The sequence below is a fragment of the Methylobrevis albus genome (genome assembly GCF_015904235.1).
GTDB classification, from domain to species: Bacteria; Pseudomonadota; Alphaproteobacteria; order Rhizobiales; family Pleomorphomonadaceae; genus Methylobrevis_A; species Methylobrevis_A albus.
In genome coordinates, this window is the sequence record NZ_JADZLT010000055.1 from 57751 (window position 1) to 73852 (window position 16102).

Here is a 16102-nt window from a genome sequence, read left to right on the forward strand (position 1 = left end):
TGCCTCTTTAGTGACCCCGGCCTTTGGAGAGCCGGGAGAGACCAAAAAAGCCCTCTACGTCGTTGCTTCAAGTCGCGTCCGCCGACAGAGCGTCGGCTTAGACCCGGTTAAACTCCGGTCACCGGCTTGCCCTCGTGAGGAAACTGCGTTTAAGCAGCCCTACGAAGCCGGCACGCAACCACAGGCACGTGCGAAATTGGGCAAGCCGTGAATTAGGTGTTTCGACTGTCATACACAAGCGGTTTTTGGGTCCGGGCCGAATATTTTTGAGCGGCGCGGCCAAGCGGCGCGGGTGCCCTCGGACGGAGTTTCCCCGCGCCCGCAAAAGGCGTAGGTCTTGCCGCTTCGATCGGGCCGGGCAGAGGCGGGGAGCGCAGGCGCATGGTGGACGTCTTCGGGGTTTCGCGGGGTGGTGTCGTGGTCGCGCCGCATGGGGCGGCGGCCGAGGCCGGGGCCGAGGTGCTGCGCGCCGGCGGCACCGCCGTCGAGGCGATGGTGGCGGCCGCGGCGATGATCGCCGTCGTCTATCCGCACATGACGCACATCGGCGGCGACGGCTTCTGGATCATCTCCGCCCCCGGCCATCCCCCCGTCGGCATCGAGGGCTGCGGCGCCGCCGGCAGCCGCGCCACCATCGAGACCTATCACCGCGCCGGCCACGGCGAGATCCCGTTCCGAGGGCCCCTCGCGGCGCTCACCGTGCCCGGCACCGTCGGCGCGTGGGATCTCGCGCTGGAGCTCGCCAGACCGCTCGGCGGGCGGATGCCGGTCGCCGAACTGATCGGCCCGGCGGCGGCCGTCGCCAAGGCCGGGACGCCGGCGGCGCGCTCGCAGGCCGAACTCACCACGGCGAAGCTCGACGGCCTCGCCGGCCAGCCGGGCTTTGCCGACGTCTTCCTCGTCGACGGCAAGCCGCCGGAGGCCGGCACGCTGATGCGCCAGGAGCGGCTCGCCGACACGCTCGACCATCTCGGCCGGGCGGGCCTCGCCGACTTCTATCGCGGCGACGTCGGCGCGACGCTCGCCGACGACCTCGAATCGGCCGGCTCGCCGGTGACGGCGGCCGACATCCGCGCGTTCGAGCCGCGCCGCGTGAAGCCCCTGACGCTGCGGATCGGCGACGCCGACGTCTTCAACATGCCGCCGCCGACGCAAGGGCTCGCCTCGCTGCTGATCCTCGGCATCTTCGAGAAGCTCGGCGTTGCGCGCGGCGAGGGTTTCGAGCACGTGCACGGTCTGGTCGAGGCGACGAAGCGCGCCTTCCGGCTGCGCGACCGCCTCGTCACCGACCCGCGCCCCGCGGCGCCGGATTATCTCGAAACGCTGACCGAGGTGGCGCTCGCCCGGGAAGCGAGCGCGATCGACATGCGCCGCGCCGCGCCGTGGCCGGACCTCTCCGATCCGGGCGACACGATCTGGATGGGCGCGATCGACCGCAACGGCGTCGCGGTCTCCTTCATCCAGTCGATCTACTGGGAGTTCGGCTCCGGCGTCGTCTCGCCGCGCACCGGCATCCTGATGCAGAACCGCGGCGCGAGCTTCCGGCTCGATCCGCGCGCGCTCAACGCGCTTGCCCCCGGCCGGCGGCCGTTCCACACGCTCAACCCGGCGCTGGCGCGCTTCGACGACGGCCGCAGCCTCGCCTACGGCTCGATGGGCGGCGACGGGCAGCCGCAGTTCCAGGCGGCGATCATGAGCCGCTACCGCTTCGGCATGGGCCTTTCGCCGGCGGTGGCCGCGCCGCGCTGGCTGCTCGGCCGCACCTGGGGCGACACGTCGACCACGCTGAAGCTCGAACACGGTTTCGACACCGACGTCGCCGAACAGTTGGCCCGCGTCGGCCACGAGATCGAGCTGCTGCCGGCCGCGGCGGCCGACACGTTCGGCCATGCCGGCATGGTGCTGCGCACGCCGCGCGGCGACATCGAGGGCGCGCACGACCCGCGCGCCGACGGCGGCGCCGCGCTCGCCTGACGGGCGGATGGTGATTGCGATGGAGGGCCGATGGATACGCTGACCCGGATGCGGACCTTCGTCGAGGTCGTCGACGCCGGCGGTTTCTCGGCCGCCGCGCGCAAGATCGGGCGCTCGAAGGCGCTGATCTCGAAATACGTCAAGGAGCTGGAGGACGAGCTCGGCACCCGGCTGATGAACCGCACGACGCGGCGCTTCTCGCTGACCGAACTCGGCCAGGCCTACTACCGCGATGCGGGCGAGATCCTTCAGCGCGTCGACGACCTGCAGGACATGGTGCGCGACCGCCACGGCGAGCCGACCGGCCTCCTGCGCATCGCTGCGCCGCGCACCTTCGGCGACAGCATCCTCGGCCAGGCGGTGATGGAGTTCCTCGCGCTGCACCCGGCGATCCGGATCGACCTCAACCTCGACGACCGCTTCGTCGACCTCGTCGACGAAGGCTTCGATTGCGCGGTGCGGGTGACGGAGCTGCAGGATTCCAGCCTGATCGCCCGGCGCCTCGCCGACTACCGCTTCGTCATCGTCGGCCGCCCCGACATGATGGCGGCGACCGGCTGGCCGACGCGGCCCTCCGATCTTTCCGAACTCCCCTGCGTGATCGACTCCAACCTGCGCAACCGGTTCAACTGGCGCTTCATGGTCGACGGCGAGCGCCAGACGGTGCAGGTGTCGGGCCGCATCGAGGTCAACTCGCCGGAAGCCGTGCGCATGGCGGTGCTCGCCGGCCTCGGCTACGGCGCGGTGCCGCAGGTGATGGTGCGCGGCGACATCGCCGCCGGCCGGCTCAACGTCGTGCTTGAGAACTTCGCGACGCCGCCGCCGGGGATCTACGTGGTCTATCCGCACCGGCGGCATCTTTCCGCGAAGATCCGCGCCTTCGTCGATTTCCTCGCCGAGTGGTTCCAGAAGCATGGCGGCTGCTGAGGCGGCCGTCCGCCGGCCCGGTCCCGCCGCCTTCGGCCCGGCCCCGCTTGCGCCGCATTCGAAAGCGAAGGATTCTAGCGCTTCGGCGCAGCGTCTACTGCGCCGGTCGGACGAGGGACAAGGCAGAGGCATGATGCAGATCGGCGCGACCACTCGCGGGACGACCAACCGGTGTCGCTTCACGCCCGGGCTCGCCGTTCTCGCAGCCGCGGCTGCCGCCGGTCTCGCCGCGGTGCCCGGAACGGCGTCGGCGCATCCGCACGTCTTCGTCGAGGCCAAGGCGGAGATGGTGTTCGACGCCGACGGCAAGGTCACCGCGGTGCGCAACATCTGGCGCTTCGACGACGGCTATTCGGCCTTCGCCTCGCAGGGGCTCGACGCCAACGGCGACGGCGTGCTCTCAGCCGAGGAACTGCAGCCGCTCGCCAAGGTCAACATGGAGTCGCTCGCCGACTTCGACTATTTCACCTTCCTCACCGCCGGCGACAAGGCGGTCGAATTCGCGACGCCGTCCGAATACTGGCTGCAGTCCGACGACGGCCTGCTGACGCTCTACTTTACCCTGCCGCTCGAGACGGCCTACGAGATCCGCAGCCTGCCGGTCGACCTCGACGTCTACGACCCGACGTTCTACGTCGCCTTCCGCTTCGTCGCCGACGATCCGCTGGTGCTCGACGGCGCCCATGCCGACTGCAAGGTCGAGGTGCGCCGGCCGGGCGAGCTCGACCCGATGACGGCGACGGCGCTCGCGGCGATCCCGGCCGACCAGCGCGAAATCCCGCCCGATCTCGCGATGGTGACGCAGGACCTCAACAACGGCGCGAGCCTCGCCTGTCCATGATGCCGCCGGCTGCCGTCCCGACATTCGCCCTCCGCATGGCGCTCGCCGCGCTGCTCCTCGCCGTGCTCGCGCTCGGGGTCGGCCCGGCGCTGGCGGCCAGCCCGTTCGGCGTCGGCCTCGCCGAGCCGGTGGCGGCGCCGGGCGGGGTGCTTTCGCCGGTGTTCGCCTGGATCGCGGCGTGGCAGATCAGCTTCTACACCGGCCTGAAGGCCGCGATCCGCGGGCTGGACGGCGACGGGTCGGCCGGCTGGATGCTGGCCGGGCTGTCGTTCGCCTACGGCGTCTTCCACGCCGCCGGCCCCGGCCACGGCAAGGCGGTTGTCTCGTCCTACGTGCTCGCCAACGCGGAAACCGCGCGCAACGGCGCGCTGCTGTCACTGCTCTCGGCGCTGGCGCAGGCGGCGACGGCGATCGCGGTGGTTTCCGTCGGCGCGGTGCTGCTCGGCGTCACCGGCATCGCGATGACGCGGTTCGCCGCCGTGCTCGAGATCGGCTCCTTCGCGCTGATCACCGGCCTCGGCCTCTGGCTGGTCTGGCAGAAGGCGCTCGGCCCCGCGCTGAAGGCGGTCGGCGGGCGGTTGCGGGCGCCGGCGCGCCCGGCGCTGTCGGCCGCCGGGGCCTTCGGTGCGCCCGCGTCCAGGTCGGGCTTTGCCTTCACCGCCGCAGCGCCGGCCACGGGCGCGGCGTCCGAGCGCGGCGCCGCGGCGCTGCGGCTTCGCCCCCGGCCGGCGGCGAAGTCCGGTGGCTTTACGTGCGAGGAGGGCAGCCACGCCGACGACTGCGGCTGCGGCCACGCGCATGCGCCCGCCGCGGCACAGGCCGCCGGCCGGCTCGACATCGCCAAGGCCTGGAGCGCCATCCTCGCGGTCGGGCTGCGGCCGTGCACCGGCGCACTGATCGTGCTGGTGTTCGCCCTGTCGCAGGGGCACTACCTCGCCGGCGTCGGCGCGACGCTGGCGATGGGGCTCGGCACCGGGCTGACGGTGGCGGCGCTGGTGCTGGTCGCGGTCTCGGCGCGCGGGCTGGCGGTGCGCTTTGCCAAGGCCGACAACGGCCGCGGCCGCCTCGTGCACCGGGCGGTCGAGATCGGCGGCGCGCTCGCGGTGCTCGCCTTCGGTGCGCTCATGCTCGGCGGCGCCATCGCGGCCGCCTGATTCCGCGAAACCTCACCGCTCAGACGCGCTTTGCGGCGCGGACCCGCGCCGCGTCGCCGAAGGCGCGGAAGATCCGCGACGACGGCGTGTCGGTGGTCGCCCAGTATTCCGGATGCCACTGCACGCCGAGGGTGAAGCCCGGCGCATCGATCACCGACACCGCTTCGACGACGCCGTCGGGGGCGACGGCCTCGACCTGCAGCCGGTCCGACAGCCGGCCGACCGCCTGGCGGTGCAGCGAGTTCACCAGTACCTGGTCCGATCCCAGCACCCGCCCGAGGCAGCCGCCGGGGCGGACGTCGACCGGGTGGCGGATCGAGAAGCGCTCGGCCTGGTTTTCCGACACTGGCGCGCGGTGGTCCATCACGCCGGCCTCTTCCTGGATCTCGGTGGCGAGGCTGCCGCCGAGCGCGACGTTGAGCTCCTGCATGCCGCGGCAGATGCAGAGCAGCGGCACGCCGAGCTCGATCGCGCGCAGGATGAGCGGCAGGGTGGTGGCGTCGCGGTCGCGGTCGTAGGGCTCGTTACGCGCGTCGGCGACGGCGCCGTAGAGCTCCGGCCAGACGTTGGAGCGCGAGCCGGTGCAGACGAGGCCGTCGGCCCGGCCGAGCAGGGCGTCGAGGTCGAGACGGTCGCCGAACGACGGCACGATCACCGGCATCACCTCGGCCCGGTCGACGAGTGCCGAGAGATAGGTCGACGGGGCGGCGTGCCAGACATAGCCGTCGACGGGCTTCACGTCGGAGGAGACCAGCACCAGCGGGGTGTCCATGCCTTGCCGTTCCTGAATTGTCGGTCGCTTGCGGGATGGGGGCGTATACGCCAATCCGCGCCGCCGCGACAGGGGGTGACGCGCGACCCCGCCGCGTTGCGGGCGCATAGGACCTTCGTCGTAGGCCGCCGGATCGCCGCGGACAATCGCAGCGGGCAACCCTTGTCACTCCACGGGGATTCGGCTTAAGTCGCGACGGGATTTCACGTCGGAACGACATGGCGGAGGCGAACGGGGAACAATCCCCGGACCGCGCAGAACCCCATCCGCACACGGGAACGGCGATTTTCAGAATATCCGCCGCCCGCGCCGGATCGCGGACATCAACTTGGTTTGGGAGGACATCATGGATCGTCGTTCATTCATCCGGAAGGCCGGCGCCGTCGGCGGTGGTGCCGCCGCCGCGACCGCAACGCTCGCCGCCCCCGCCATTGCCCAGAGCAGCCCCGAAGTGCGCTGGCGCCTGACGTCGAGCTTCCCGAAGTCGCTCGACACCATCTACGGTTCGGCCGAAGAGATGGCGAACATCGTTCGCGAGATGACGGACGGCAAGTTCAACATCCAGGTGTTCCCGGCGGGCGAAATCGTCCCCGGCCCGCAGGCGCTCGACGCGGTGCAGTCGAACACCGTCGAAGCGAACCACACCTGCTCCTACTATTTCGTCGGCAAGGACCCGACGTTCGCGATCGGCACGGCGATCCCGTTCGGCATGAACGCGCGCCAGCAGAACGCCTGGCTCTATGAGGGCGGCGGCAACGAGGTCCTCAACGAATTCTACGCCACCTACGGCGTCATCGGCGTGCCCGGCGGCAACACCGGGGTGCAGATGGGCGGCTGGTGGCGCAAGGAGGTCAACTCCCTCGCCGACGTCCAGGGCGTCAAGATGCGCATCGCGGGCATCGCCGGCCAGGTGATGGCCAAGCTCGGCGCCGTGCCGCAGCAGATCCCCGGCGGCGACATCTATCCGTCGCTCGAGAAGGGCACCATCGACGCCGCCGAGTGGGTCGGCCCCTACGACGACGAGAAGCTCGGCTTCCACCAGGTCGCCAAGTTCTACTACTACCCCGGCTTCTGGGAGAGCGGCCCGACGCTGCACTTCATGTTCAACGCGCAGAAGCACGCGGAACTGCCGAAGGCCTACCAGGCGGCGCTGAAGGCCGGCTGCGCCTACGCCAACGACATCACCATGGCGAAGTACGACGCCAAGAACCGCCTCGCGATCCGCAGCCTCGTCGGCAAGGGCGTGCAGCTGCGTCCGTTCCCGCGCGACGTGCTCGATGCGGCCTACGTCGCCTCGCAGGAGCTCTACGCCGGCCTCGTCCAGACCAACGAGAACTGGAAGAAGGTCTACGAGCCGTGGAAGCAGTTCCGCGACGAGAGCTTCCAGTGGTTCCGGGTGGCGGAATACACGATGGACTCGTACAACTACGCCATGCAGGCGTCGGGCAAGTAAGAGACTGCTCCGTATTGAACGGAAGCGGCCGGTGGGGATGACCTCGCCGGCCGTTTTTTTTGTCGGGGTGGTGTGGGCGGTGAGGCTGCTACCCCTCCCGACCCCGCCTTTGGCGGGGCCACCCTCCCCACAAGGGGGAGGGATGTCGACGCGGCAGACCCGCAATTCTACTGCAGTCGCTTGTTCTGGCTGAAAGGCAAGGCGCCGGTCGGATCGTATCCCTCCCCCTCGTGGGGAGGGTGGCCCCGCGAAGCGGGGTCGGGAGGGGTAGCAGCGGCGCGGCATCACCAACCTCGCCGCCAACCGCCCCCGTCCCCCTCACGCCGCCGTCGTCTCTTCCTCTTCTTCCTCGTCCTCGTCGTCGCCGAGGCTGTCCAGGAACGCCCGGGCATGTGCGGCGAGGAAGGCGTGGGCGTCTTCCTTGCGCTCGAAGACGTGCGGGGCGAGGCCGCGCTTGGAGAGGGCTTCCTGCATCTTGAGGCGGAGGAAGGCGCTGGTGGCGTAGCGGGTGGTGGTCGCGTAGTGGTGCTCGAGCAGGTACTCGATCATCGCGGCGTAGTCGTCGTAGAGGTGCTCGGCGATCTTGAAGCCGTCATGGTTGACCACCGAGTTCACCCGGCGGCCGGCGCGGACGCAAGCGTCGACCAGCACGGTGCGCAGGTCGTCGATGTCGGCCTTGGTGCGGCAGCTCCAGCCCTCGAGGTTGAGGAACAGGATGTTGCGGTCGGCGTCGTAGCTGACGCGCTCGGAGAGCTTCAGGTTGAGCAGCTCGTCTTTGAGCTCCATCGGCTCGTCGCGGAAGATGCGCGCGTCCATCTGGACCGGCTTGCGGATGATCGGCCGGAAATCCATGTGGGCGAGGATGTCTCGCTCGATGTCGATGCCGGGGGCGACCTCGATGAGTTCGAGCCCCTCGGGGGTGAGCTCGAAGACGCAGCGCTCGGTGACGTAGATCACCGGCTGGCCGCGGGTGCGGGCGAAGCTGCCCGAGAAGGTGATCTGCTCGACCGCGGTGATGAACTTGCGCGCCCGGCCTTCCTTGACGATGACGAGCTTGCCGTCCTCGATCGCCACCTCGAGGCCGCCGGCGGTGAAGGTGCCGGCGAAGACGACGCAGCGGGCGTTCTGGCTGATGTTGATGAAGCCGCCGCAGCCGTTGAGCCGGCCGCCGAACTTCGAGGTGTTGACGTTGCCCTCGACGTCGCACTCGGCCATGCCGAGGCAGGTCATGTCGAGGCCGCCGCCGTCGTAGAAATCGAACATCTGGTTCTGGTCGATGATGCAGTCGGCATTCGCCGCCGAGCCGAAGCTCGAGCCGCTGGCGAGCACGCCGCCAACCGCGCCGGCCTCGGTGGTGAGGGTGATGAAGGGCGTGATGCGCTCCTCGGCGGCGACCGAGGAGATGCCCTCCGGCGCGCCGACGCCGAGGTTGACGACGCCGTTCGGCGGCAGCTCGAAGGCGGCGCGGCGGGCGATGATCTTGCGCTCGTTGAGCGGGAGCTTGGCGAGCGAGGTGACGGGCACGCGGATCTCGCCCGACAGCGCGGCGTTGTACTCGGTGCCGTAGTTCATGCGGTGGTTCACCGCCGTGTCGGCGACGACGACGCAGTCGACCAGAATGCCGGGGACGCGGACGTCCTTCGGCTTCAGCGAGCCGTCCTCGACGATGCGCTCGACCTGCGCGATGACGATGCCGCCGTTGTTCTTTGCAGCCATCGCCTGGGCGAGGCTGTCGAGGGTCAGCGCCTCCTTCTCCATGCTGAGATTGCCGGAGGGGTCGGCGCTGGTGCCGCGGATGAAGGCGACGTCGATCTTGGTCGCGGTGTAGAACAGCCACTCCTCGCCGTCGACCTCGACCAGCTTGACGATGTCGGTGCTGGTGAGCTCGTTGACGCGGCCGCCGCCGTGGCGCGGATCGACATAGGTGTGCAGGCCGACCTTGGAGAACAGGCCAGGCTGGCCGGCGGCGCAGGCGCGGTAGAGCTGCGAGATGACGCCCTGGGGCAGGTTGTAGCCGAGGATGCGGTTTTCCTGCGCGGCCTGCGCCACCTTGGGCATGCGGCCGAAGTTGGCGGCGATCACCTTGCGCAGCAGGCCGTCGTGGTGGAAGCGGCCGGTGCCGAGGCCTTTGCTGTCGCCGGCGCCGGCGGTCATGATCAGGGTGAGGTCGCGCGGGGCGCCGGTCTCGACATAGCGGCGCTCGAGGGCGGCGTGCAGCGCCTCGGGAATGCAGCTCTGGACGAAGCCGGTGGTGGTGACGACGTCGCCCTCGCTGATCAGCGCGATCGCGTCGTCGGCCGAGATCACCTTGTTCTTCTTCATCGCCATGCCGTATCCCCCGTCCGCCCTGTTCCGCTTGCCGGCGCCGGCGCAGCCGAGCGCGCCCCCGGAGGCGCCGCTCGACTTTCGTCGTAGCCGAAAAGTACTTGGCCGGCCGGTCGCGGCGCAACGGGCTGGCCTATGGCGAAGCGCCGCGGATGACGGCGCCCGGGCAGCGCGAATTGCCGCACGGGATCGGGGTGGGGGTGGTGCCGATAGGCGCGGGCGATGGACCGCGGCCGCGGCCGGCGCGCGAGGTCAGGAGGCCGGGGCGGCGAAGTCCGGCGACAGGGCGGCGATCGCCTCGCGCACGAGGCCGGCGAGGCCGTCCGGGTCGGGCAGTTCCTCGGTGATGAAGATCAGCCGGCCGGCCGGATCGATCAGATAGGCGCGGGCGGCGTGGATGTCGGCACCGTCGTCGCGAGCCCCCAGCGCATCGAGCAGGGGCCCGAGGTCGGCGAGCGCCGGCCGGGCGGCGCGCCAGCTCGCCGGCGCCTCGAACTGGCGCAGCCAGCCGGCGAGCACGCGCGGATTGTCGCCGATCGGGTCGATGCTGACCGAGAGCAGCCGGACCGGCACACCGTCCAGCGCCGCGGCGGCGCGCTGGAACAAGACGCCCTGGATCGGGCAGGTGGTGGCGCAGCCGGCGAACATCGTCTGGAGCAGGGTCCAGCCGTCGGCGGTCTCGGCGGCGAGGTTCGTTTCGGTGCCGTCGTCGAGGGTGAGCGCGACCTCGGGCAGCGCGCGCGGCGGCTCGATGCGGCCGAACGGCAGATGCCCCTCGGCGGGCTTCGCGGCCGCGGCCGGCAGCGTCGGCAGGCCGGGGCGCGCGTCGCCGAGGCCGGCGAAGGCGGCGCCGAGCACCGCGACGACCGCAACGACCAGCGCGGCGAGGACGAGATGGCGGGGGGAGGGGCGCTTCGCCGTCATCCGCGGTCCTTCAGAAAGGTCCAGAGCGCGGCGCAGTCGGCGTCGTCGATCGCAAAGCGCGGCATCGTCCGGCTGGTCATCACCTGGGCGGGGTCGATCCCCGTCCGCAACAGCGTGCAGAAGCTGTCGGCGGCGTAGACGTAGTCGGGGCCGCCGCGCCGGGACCGCGGCACGGACAGCACCGCGCGGCCGAGCACCGGCACCTTGCGGTTGCCGGTCGCCTCCGTGCGCGGCGCGTCGTGGCAGCCGGCGCAGCCGAGCACGGCGGCGGGCATCGCCTCGCCATGGCCGGCGATGCGGCCCGAGAGCGGCGCGTGGCCGTGGTAGAGCGCATAGCCCTTCAGCCACGGGGCGGCCTGCGTCGCGCCGACGGCGGCGAGGCCGAGCGTCCCGGCGGCAAGGCCGATCGCCCACAGCAAGGCGGTGCGGCGCCGGCGCATCAGGGCGTGCCGCCGAGTTCGCGCAGATAGGCGGCGAGGTTGGCGCGGTCGGTCGCCGAGATGCTCTGGCCGTGCGCGGTGATCGCCGCCTCGATGGTCGGGGCGGAGCCGTCGTGCAGGTAGGGCGCTGTGGCGAAGAGGCCGAACAGCGTCGGCGTGTCGATGCCGGTCAGCGTGCCGCCGAGCCGCTTGCCCGAGGACGGCTTCAGCGTGCCGATGTCGCGGATGCCGTTGGCGCCGGTGCTGTTGGTCAGCCGGTTGCCGGCGTGGCAGGTGGTGCAGCCGAGCCGGGTGAAGGCGGCCTTGCCGGCGGTTCCGGCCGTCGTCAGGCTGCCGTTCGCATTGCGCCAGGGGCTGTCGGGGAAGGTGGCGAGGCTGGTGACATAGGCGGCGAGGGCGTCGAGGTCGGCGGAGTGACCGGCCTTCTTGGCACCGAGCGGCTTCGCCCGGGTGCTGACGCGGAACTTCGCCTCGTCCATCAGGCCGGTGCCGCCGGCGAAGCTGCGGATCTGGCCCTCGAAGTCCTGCACCTCGTCGAAGTTGGCGCTCCAGTGCAGGAAGCCGTGCCCCATGCCGCGGCGGCCGACCAGGCTGATCGTGTTGCGCAAGCCCTCGCCGACGCCGGTGAAGTCCCAGGTGCGGCCGTCGTCCGCGGCGCCGTCGTGGCAGGCGGCGCAGCTCAGATAGCCGTCGCGGGCAAGGCGCGGGTCGGCGGCGTCGTAGAACAGCTGCTTGCCGCGCAGCACGGTGGGATCGAGCGTCTCGGCGGCGATCGAGGGCACGGTGGCGAGCACCGTCACCTGCCGGCGGCCCTGCTGCACCAGCGGCTTCAGGTCGACGATGCTGACGGTGCGGTCCATGAAGTTCGCGACGTAGAGCGTCAGCCCGTCCGGCGTGATGCCGAGGTCGGACGGGGCACGCCCGACGCCGAAGCGGAACAGTTCGCGCGCGGCCACCGGATCGACCACCGCCACCTCGCGGCTGGTCTGCAGGGCGACGAACAGGAAGGCGCCGCTCGGATGGAACAGGGCGGCGCTGGCGACGCCCGAGTTGTCGAGATCGACGCGGGCCGACGGGACTTCCTGTCCGGTGACGAGGTCGATCTTGGAAACGATGGCGCGGACGGAGGTCTGGAAGTCGAGATCCTGGCCGTCGCGCAGGCGGCCGCGCTTGATGTTGTCCTGCTTCGAGGGCACCCAGGCGGTCTTGCCGTCCGGGGCGATCGCCGCGGCGCCGAGATAGTTCGGGATGCCGCGCGCCGAGACTTCGCTGTCGGCGGCCTCGGAATGGCGCAGCACGTAGGTCGCGGTCACGGTGCCGCTGAGATCGACGGTGACGACCTCGCCGCCGACCGGCCGGCCGGCGCTGTCGACGGTGCGGACATTGGCGGTCGCCTCGCCGGGCAGCGGCGGGGTGACGAAGCGCGAGATCAGTACGCGAGAGTTGTCGGCGGTCGCCGTGATGTGGCGCGGCGAGGTGCCGATCGCGGCGTCGGCGACATAGGCGCCGTCGCCGGCGATCAGGGCGACCTTGCCGAGCGCTTCCAGCGTCACCACGCCGTCCTGCGCGGTGCCGATGAAGACGAGGCCGTGCGGGCGCGAGGCGCGCGGCAGTCGGATCGTCTGCTTCACCTTCATCGTCGCCGGGCTGATGACGCTGATCGTGGCGCTGTCGCGGTTGACGACCCAGAAGTCGCCGTTGCCGCGGCGGGCGATGCTGACCGGGCGCTTGCCGACGGGGATCACGCGATGGAACTTGTTCGAGCCGAGGTAGACGATGCCGACGCTGTCGTTGTCCGGATTGGCGACCCAGACCCGCGGCGTGCCGCCGGGCGCGGTGTCGTAGGCCATGCCGCTCGACGTCGCGGCGCGCGCGGTGCCCGAGACCGGGCGCGCGACCGCCTGCACGAAGCGATAGGTCGCGATGCGGCCGTCGGACGCCTTCATCCGCAAGGTGACGTCATAGGTGCCGGGCTGGGCGAAGACGGTGGTGCCGACGGAGTTGGAGCGGTAGGGCGTCACGGCGGTGCCGTTGCCGAAGTCCCACGAGACGGTGGCGCCCTTGCCGTTGCTGATCACCGGGGCATAGCGGACGCTGGCGCCGACGTCGGCGATGCCGACCGCGAGCGATTTCACCGAGGGCAAGGTCAGCGTGATCGAGAAGTTCGCGGTGGCGGTTGCCGCGAGGCCGCGCGAATCCGTCACCGTGATCCGGGCCTGCGAGGTACCGGCGGCCGTCGGCGTGCCCGAGATGCGGCCGGTGCCGCTGTTGATCGACAGGCCGGCGGGCAGGCCGCTCGCGGCGAAGCCGACGGCGTCGCCGTCCGGGTCGCTCGCCCGGACCTGGACGGAGAGGGCGGTGCCGGTGCCGGCGAAGACCGGTGCGATCGCCTCGATCACCGGGGGATTGTTGACCGGCGTCGGCGTGCCGAACACCTCGACTTCCGCGATGTTGAGATAGTCGAGGCGCGGCAACTGCACCCGGACGAAGCGGGCCGAGACGTCGCCGGGCACCGTGAGGTTCGACGGGATCGGGCTGTCGCCGAGGGTGCGGGTCGTGACCGAGGCGTCGGCGGCGAGGTCGGCGAAGCTGCGCCCGGTCATGTCGGCGGCGGAGAAGAACAGCTTCGCGTCGTAGAGGCGCACGGTGCAGCAGTCGGTGCGGTTCCAGATCCGGACGCGGTCGATGTCGGTGAGCGCGCCGAGGTCGACCTGCCACCAGTCGTTGGCGGCGGTGCCGCCGGTGTGGGCGACGGAGCCGGCGGAATAGACGCCGTTGGTGTTGCCGTCCACCGCGCGGCCGGGACCAGCGCCTTCGAACAGTGACGACTGGCTCGCCGCCTTGCCGACGGCGACGTTGACCGCCGGCATGGCGCCGGGGGCGAACAGCTGCGCCGCGGGGATGGCGGTGAACTCGGCGTCGCCGGGCAGCGACCAGCCGAGCCGGATCTCGCCGTCGAGGGTGCGGTTGTAATATTCGAGCAGCACGCGGTAGCGCCGGCCGGCGACGAGGCGGAGCTCCCCTTCGAAAATCGTGGTGCCCTGGTCGCGCCAGCCGTCGGCGAGCAGTTGCCCGTCGATCCAGAGGCGAACGCCGTCGTCAGCCTTGACCTGGAAACGGGTGACGCCGCTGCGCGGCGCGAGCAGCGCCCCGCTCCAGCGGATCGAATAGTTCTCGTTCGGCACCCCGGGCGCGGGGCTCGACCGGCCGAACAGGAAGTTCGGCGCCTCATAGCGCCCGAGCAGGCGCTGGCCGGCGAGATCGATGCCGCCGAAATACTCGGCGAGCAGCCCGCCGCCGCCGCCGGACGCCGGCTCCACCGCGACCTGAAACTCGGTGCTGACGGTCTCGGCGCCGAGGGTCGCGGTCAGGTTGGCGGCGAAGGTGCCGAGCTCGGCGGTCGTACCGGTGATCCGCCCCGTCGCCGGGTCGACGGCGAGGCCACGCGGCAGGCCGGTGGCGTCGAACACGGCGGCGGCGTCGAGCTTCACGGCGTTGGGCAGCACCGAGACCGCGGCGCCGGCGGTCGCGACGATGGTGCCCGGGCTGACGAGCCGGGCGATCCGGTTCGGCGCCACGTCGACGATCTTCGCCACCGAGGGCGTGCCGGCGTCGTCGAGCGCGAACAGCATCCATTTGCCGGGCAGCAGGTAGCCGGTGTTCGAGGGAATCGCGACGTCGTAGCTCGTCGCGCTCAGGCGCGTGAAGGCGAGCGAAAGGCGGCGCTGGTCGTTGTTGACGGTGTGGGTGGTGCTGCCGACACGCACGAGGGCGAAGGCGGCGACGGCCCGGTCGGTCGCCACCGTCACCTTGCCGCCGAAGGGCAGGGTCCCGGGGTTGCCGACGATCTGCGGCCGGGAGCGGGGCGATCCGTCGGCGTTGAAGAGATAGCCGGGCGACCAGATCTGCGCGTCGGGGTGGTTCGCCGAGCAGCCGGCGCCGCAGAGGCCGCCGCCGCCCGACAGCACGCGCCCGTCCGGCAAGAGCACGGCGATGCTGTGATAGTTGCGCGGCACCGCCATCGGCGCCGTCAGCGTGGTGCGCCCGGTGGCGGGATCCCAGAGTTCGGGCGTCATCACGGCGTCGGTGTCGGCAAATTCCATGCCGTAGGACTGGCCGCCGACGATGAAGATCTTGCCGTCCGGCAGCACCACCGAGTTGTGGTAGACGCGCGGATAGACCATCGGGTCGAGCCGCCGGACGGCGACGCCGGCGCGGATGTCGATGTGCTGGACGGTGTTCGTCGCCGCGACGCTGGTATAGTTCGGGCCGCCGCCGGCCTTCATGATGCGGCCGGTGTCGTACATCACGGCGGTGCCGTTGACCGAAAAGCCGTCGTCGCCGCGCAAGCCGGCGTCGGTGACGCTGCCCGACCCATCGGTGTCGATCCACTTCATCATCGCCGAGGGGCCGGCGTAGAGCACCTTGCCGTTGCCGGCCGGAAACAGCCAGTAGTGGCTGTCGGCGGTGAACGCGCGCACCGGATCATTGGTCTTCATGCCGGCGGTGGTGACGCCGGAGAGCCGGCGCCAGCCGGCGGCCTCGGTCCAGATCTCGCCGGCCTTGTCGGCATTGGCGTCGCCCGACCAGGAACCGCCGAGGGTCAGCACGGAGCCGTCGGAGAGGATGGTGTTGGCGTTGTAGCCGCGCGCGATATTCATGTTCTGCACGCGGCGAAACGAGCCGGCGACGGGGTCGAAGATGCTGGTGACCGCGGCGTTGGAGCCGCCGTTGACGAGGATGCGGCCGTCGGCGAGGTTGGTGGTGCCGGTGCAGAACATGTTGTGGCCGCCGTTGAAGACGGACTTGTTCGCCTGGCCGGTGGCGGGGTCGAACTCGGTGAAATTGACACGTCCGGTCGAGCCGAAGCCGAACTCGCCGTCGGCCGACCACAGCAGCACCTTGCCGCTCGGCAAGACCGCGGCGGAGGAGGGCACGAGCGGCAGGTTGTAGAGCTGCGACCAGCGGCCGGACACGTTCTCCCCGGCAGCCTGGGCGGGCGCGGTCAGCAATCCGAGAATGCCGACAAGAAGCGACAGTCTGTGCATCTGCAACTGGTCCCCCAACCCGTGGAGGGACAAAAACATCGGACGAATTTTGATTCAATTCTAAATGGTATTTACCATTAACTCGCGCTTTTCCGACGTTGGGAAACTCCGCCATCGCCGCAACCGACACGTCAGCCTGGTGTCGCCGGAGCGCGGATGCCACGGCGCGGACTGCGCACGACGAAAACTCGTCGCCGACAGCGAGATACAGCCAGAAATGGAAAAGGAAGACCTCGCGGGGCGA

General features: G+C 70.7%; 10 protein-coding genes. 5 read left to right on the forward strand and 5 right to left on the reverse strand.

What is annotated here, in order from left to right:
- Nucleotides 1–381: 381 nt before the first annotated feature.
- The 4 genes from I5731_RS17060 to I5731_RS17075 all read left to right on the forward strand — a co-directional run bounded on the left by I5731_RS17060 (nucleotide 382) and on the right by I5731_RS17075 (nucleotide 4896).
- Nucleotides 382–1974: a gamma-glutamyltransferase family protein gene (locus I5731_RS17060; protein WP_197312625.1), complete on the forward strand. Its 1593-nt coding sequence runs from the start codon at nucleotides 382–384 to the stop codon at nucleotides 1972–1974.
- 30 nt (nucleotides 1975–2004) lie between these two features.
- Nucleotides 2005–2901, forward strand: a complete 897-nt coding sequence (locus tag I5731_RS17065) for a LysR family transcriptional regulator (RefSeq protein ID WP_197312626.1) — start codon at nucleotides 2005–2007, stop codon at nucleotides 2899–2901.
- Nucleotides 2902–3031: 130 nt separating this feature from the next.
- On the forward strand, nucleotides 3032–3742 hold the full coding sequence (locus tag I5731_RS17070; protein ID WP_197312627.1) for a DUF1007 family protein: 711 nt from the start codon (nucleotides 3032–3034) through the stop codon (nucleotides 3740–3742).
- Entirely contained in the window at nucleotides 3739–4896 is a 1158-nt protein-coding gene (locus tag I5731_RS17075; protein ID WP_197312628.1) for a nickel/cobalt transporter, read from the forward strand. The genes I5731_RS17070 and I5731_RS17075 overlap by 4 nt, the downstream gene beginning before the upstream one ends.
- A gap of 19 nt (nucleotides 4897–4915) precedes the next feature.
- Here the strand turns inward: I5731_RS17075 and I5731_RS17080 are convergent, their stop codons facing one another.
- Nucleotides 4916–5668 carry a gamma-glutamyl-gamma-aminobutyrate hydrolase family protein gene (locus I5731_RS17080; RefSeq protein ID WP_197312629.1) on the reverse strand — a complete coding sequence of 251 codons (753 nt, stop codon included), beginning with the start codon at nucleotides 5666–5668 and terminating at the stop codon, nucleotides 4916–4918.
- Between the two features lie 346 nt (nucleotides 5669–6014).
- On the opposite strand from I5731_RS17080, the gene I5731_RS17085 reads away from it, so the two are divergent.
- Nucleotides 6015–7121, forward strand: coding sequence for a TRAP transporter substrate-binding protein (locus tag I5731_RS17085; RefSeq protein WP_197312630.1), 1107 nt, complete (start codon nucleotides 6015–6017; stop codon nucleotides 7119–7121).
- A 318-nt stretch (nucleotides 7122–7439) separates the two neighbouring features.
- On the opposite strand, the gene I5731_RS17090 is transcribed toward I5731_RS17085, so the two are convergent.
- The 4 genes from I5731_RS17090 to I5731_RS17105 all read right to left on the reverse strand — a co-directional run bounded on the left by I5731_RS17090 (nucleotide 7440) and on the right by I5731_RS17105 (nucleotide 15858).
- Entirely contained in the window at nucleotides 7440–9443 is a 2004-nt protein-coding gene (locus tag I5731_RS17090) for an acyl CoA:acetate/3-ketoacid CoA transferase (protein WP_197312693.1), read from the reverse strand.
- Between the two features lie 255 nt (nucleotides 9444–9698).
- Entirely contained in the window at nucleotides 9699–10370 is a 672-nt protein-coding gene (locus tag I5731_RS17095; protein ID WP_197312631.1) for an SCO family protein, read from the reverse strand.
- On the reverse strand, nucleotides 10367–10810 hold the full coding sequence (locus tag I5731_RS17100) for a hypothetical protein (RefSeq protein ID WP_197312632.1): 444 nt from the start codon (nucleotides 10808–10810) through the stop codon (nucleotides 10367–10369). Before I5731_RS17100 ends, I5731_RS17095 begins: the two co-directional genes overlap by 4 nt.
- Nucleotides 10810–15858, reverse strand: a complete 5049-nt coding sequence (locus I5731_RS17105; protein WP_197312633.1) for a putative Ig domain-containing protein — start codon at nucleotides 15856–15858, stop codon at nucleotides 10810–10812. Before I5731_RS17105 ends, I5731_RS17100 begins: the two co-directional genes overlap by 1 nt.
- Between the last annotated feature and the right edge of the window lie 244 nt (nucleotides 15859–16102).

Bases quoted from the DNA above. Each gene is read 5' to 3' on its own strand.
- I5731_RS17060 (WP_197312625.1), top strand. From the start codon at position 382: ATGGTGGACGTCTTCGGGGTTTCGCGGGGTGGTGTCGTGGTCGCGCCG.
- I5731_RS17065 (WP_197312626.1), top strand. From the start codon at position 2,005: ATGGATACGCTGACCCGGATGCGGACCTTCGTCGAGGTCGTCGACGCC.
- I5731_RS17070 (WP_197312627.1), top strand. From the start codon at position 3,032: ATGATGCAGATCGGCGCGACCACTCGCGGGACGACCAACCGGTGTCGC.
- I5731_RS17075 (WP_197312628.1), top strand. From the start codon at position 3,739: ATGATGCCGCCGGCTGCCGTCCCGACATTCGCCCTCCGCATGGCGCTC.
- I5731_RS17080 (WP_197312629.1), bottom strand. From the start codon at position 5,668: ATGGACACCCCGCTGGTGCTGGTCTCCTCCGACGTGAAGCCCGTCGAC.
- I5731_RS17085 (WP_197312630.1), top strand. From the start codon at position 6,015: ATGGATCGTCGTTCATTCATCCGGAAGGCCGGCGCCGTCGGCGGTGGT.
- I5731_RS17090 (WP_197312693.1), bottom strand. From the start codon at position 9,443: ATGAAGAAGAACAAGGTGATCTCGGCCGACGACGCGATCGCGCTGATC.
- I5731_RS17095 (WP_197312631.1), bottom strand. From the start codon at position 10,370: ATGACGGCGAAGCGCCCCTCCCCCCGCCATCTCGTCCTCGCCGCGCTG.
- I5731_RS17100 (WP_197312632.1), bottom strand. From the start codon at position 10,810: ATGCGCCGGCGCCGCACCGCCTTGCTGTGGGCGATCGGCCTTGCCGCC.
- I5731_RS17105 (WP_197312633.1), bottom strand. From the start codon at position 15,858: ATGCACAGACTGTCGCTTCTTGTCGGCATTCTCGGATTGCTGACCGCG.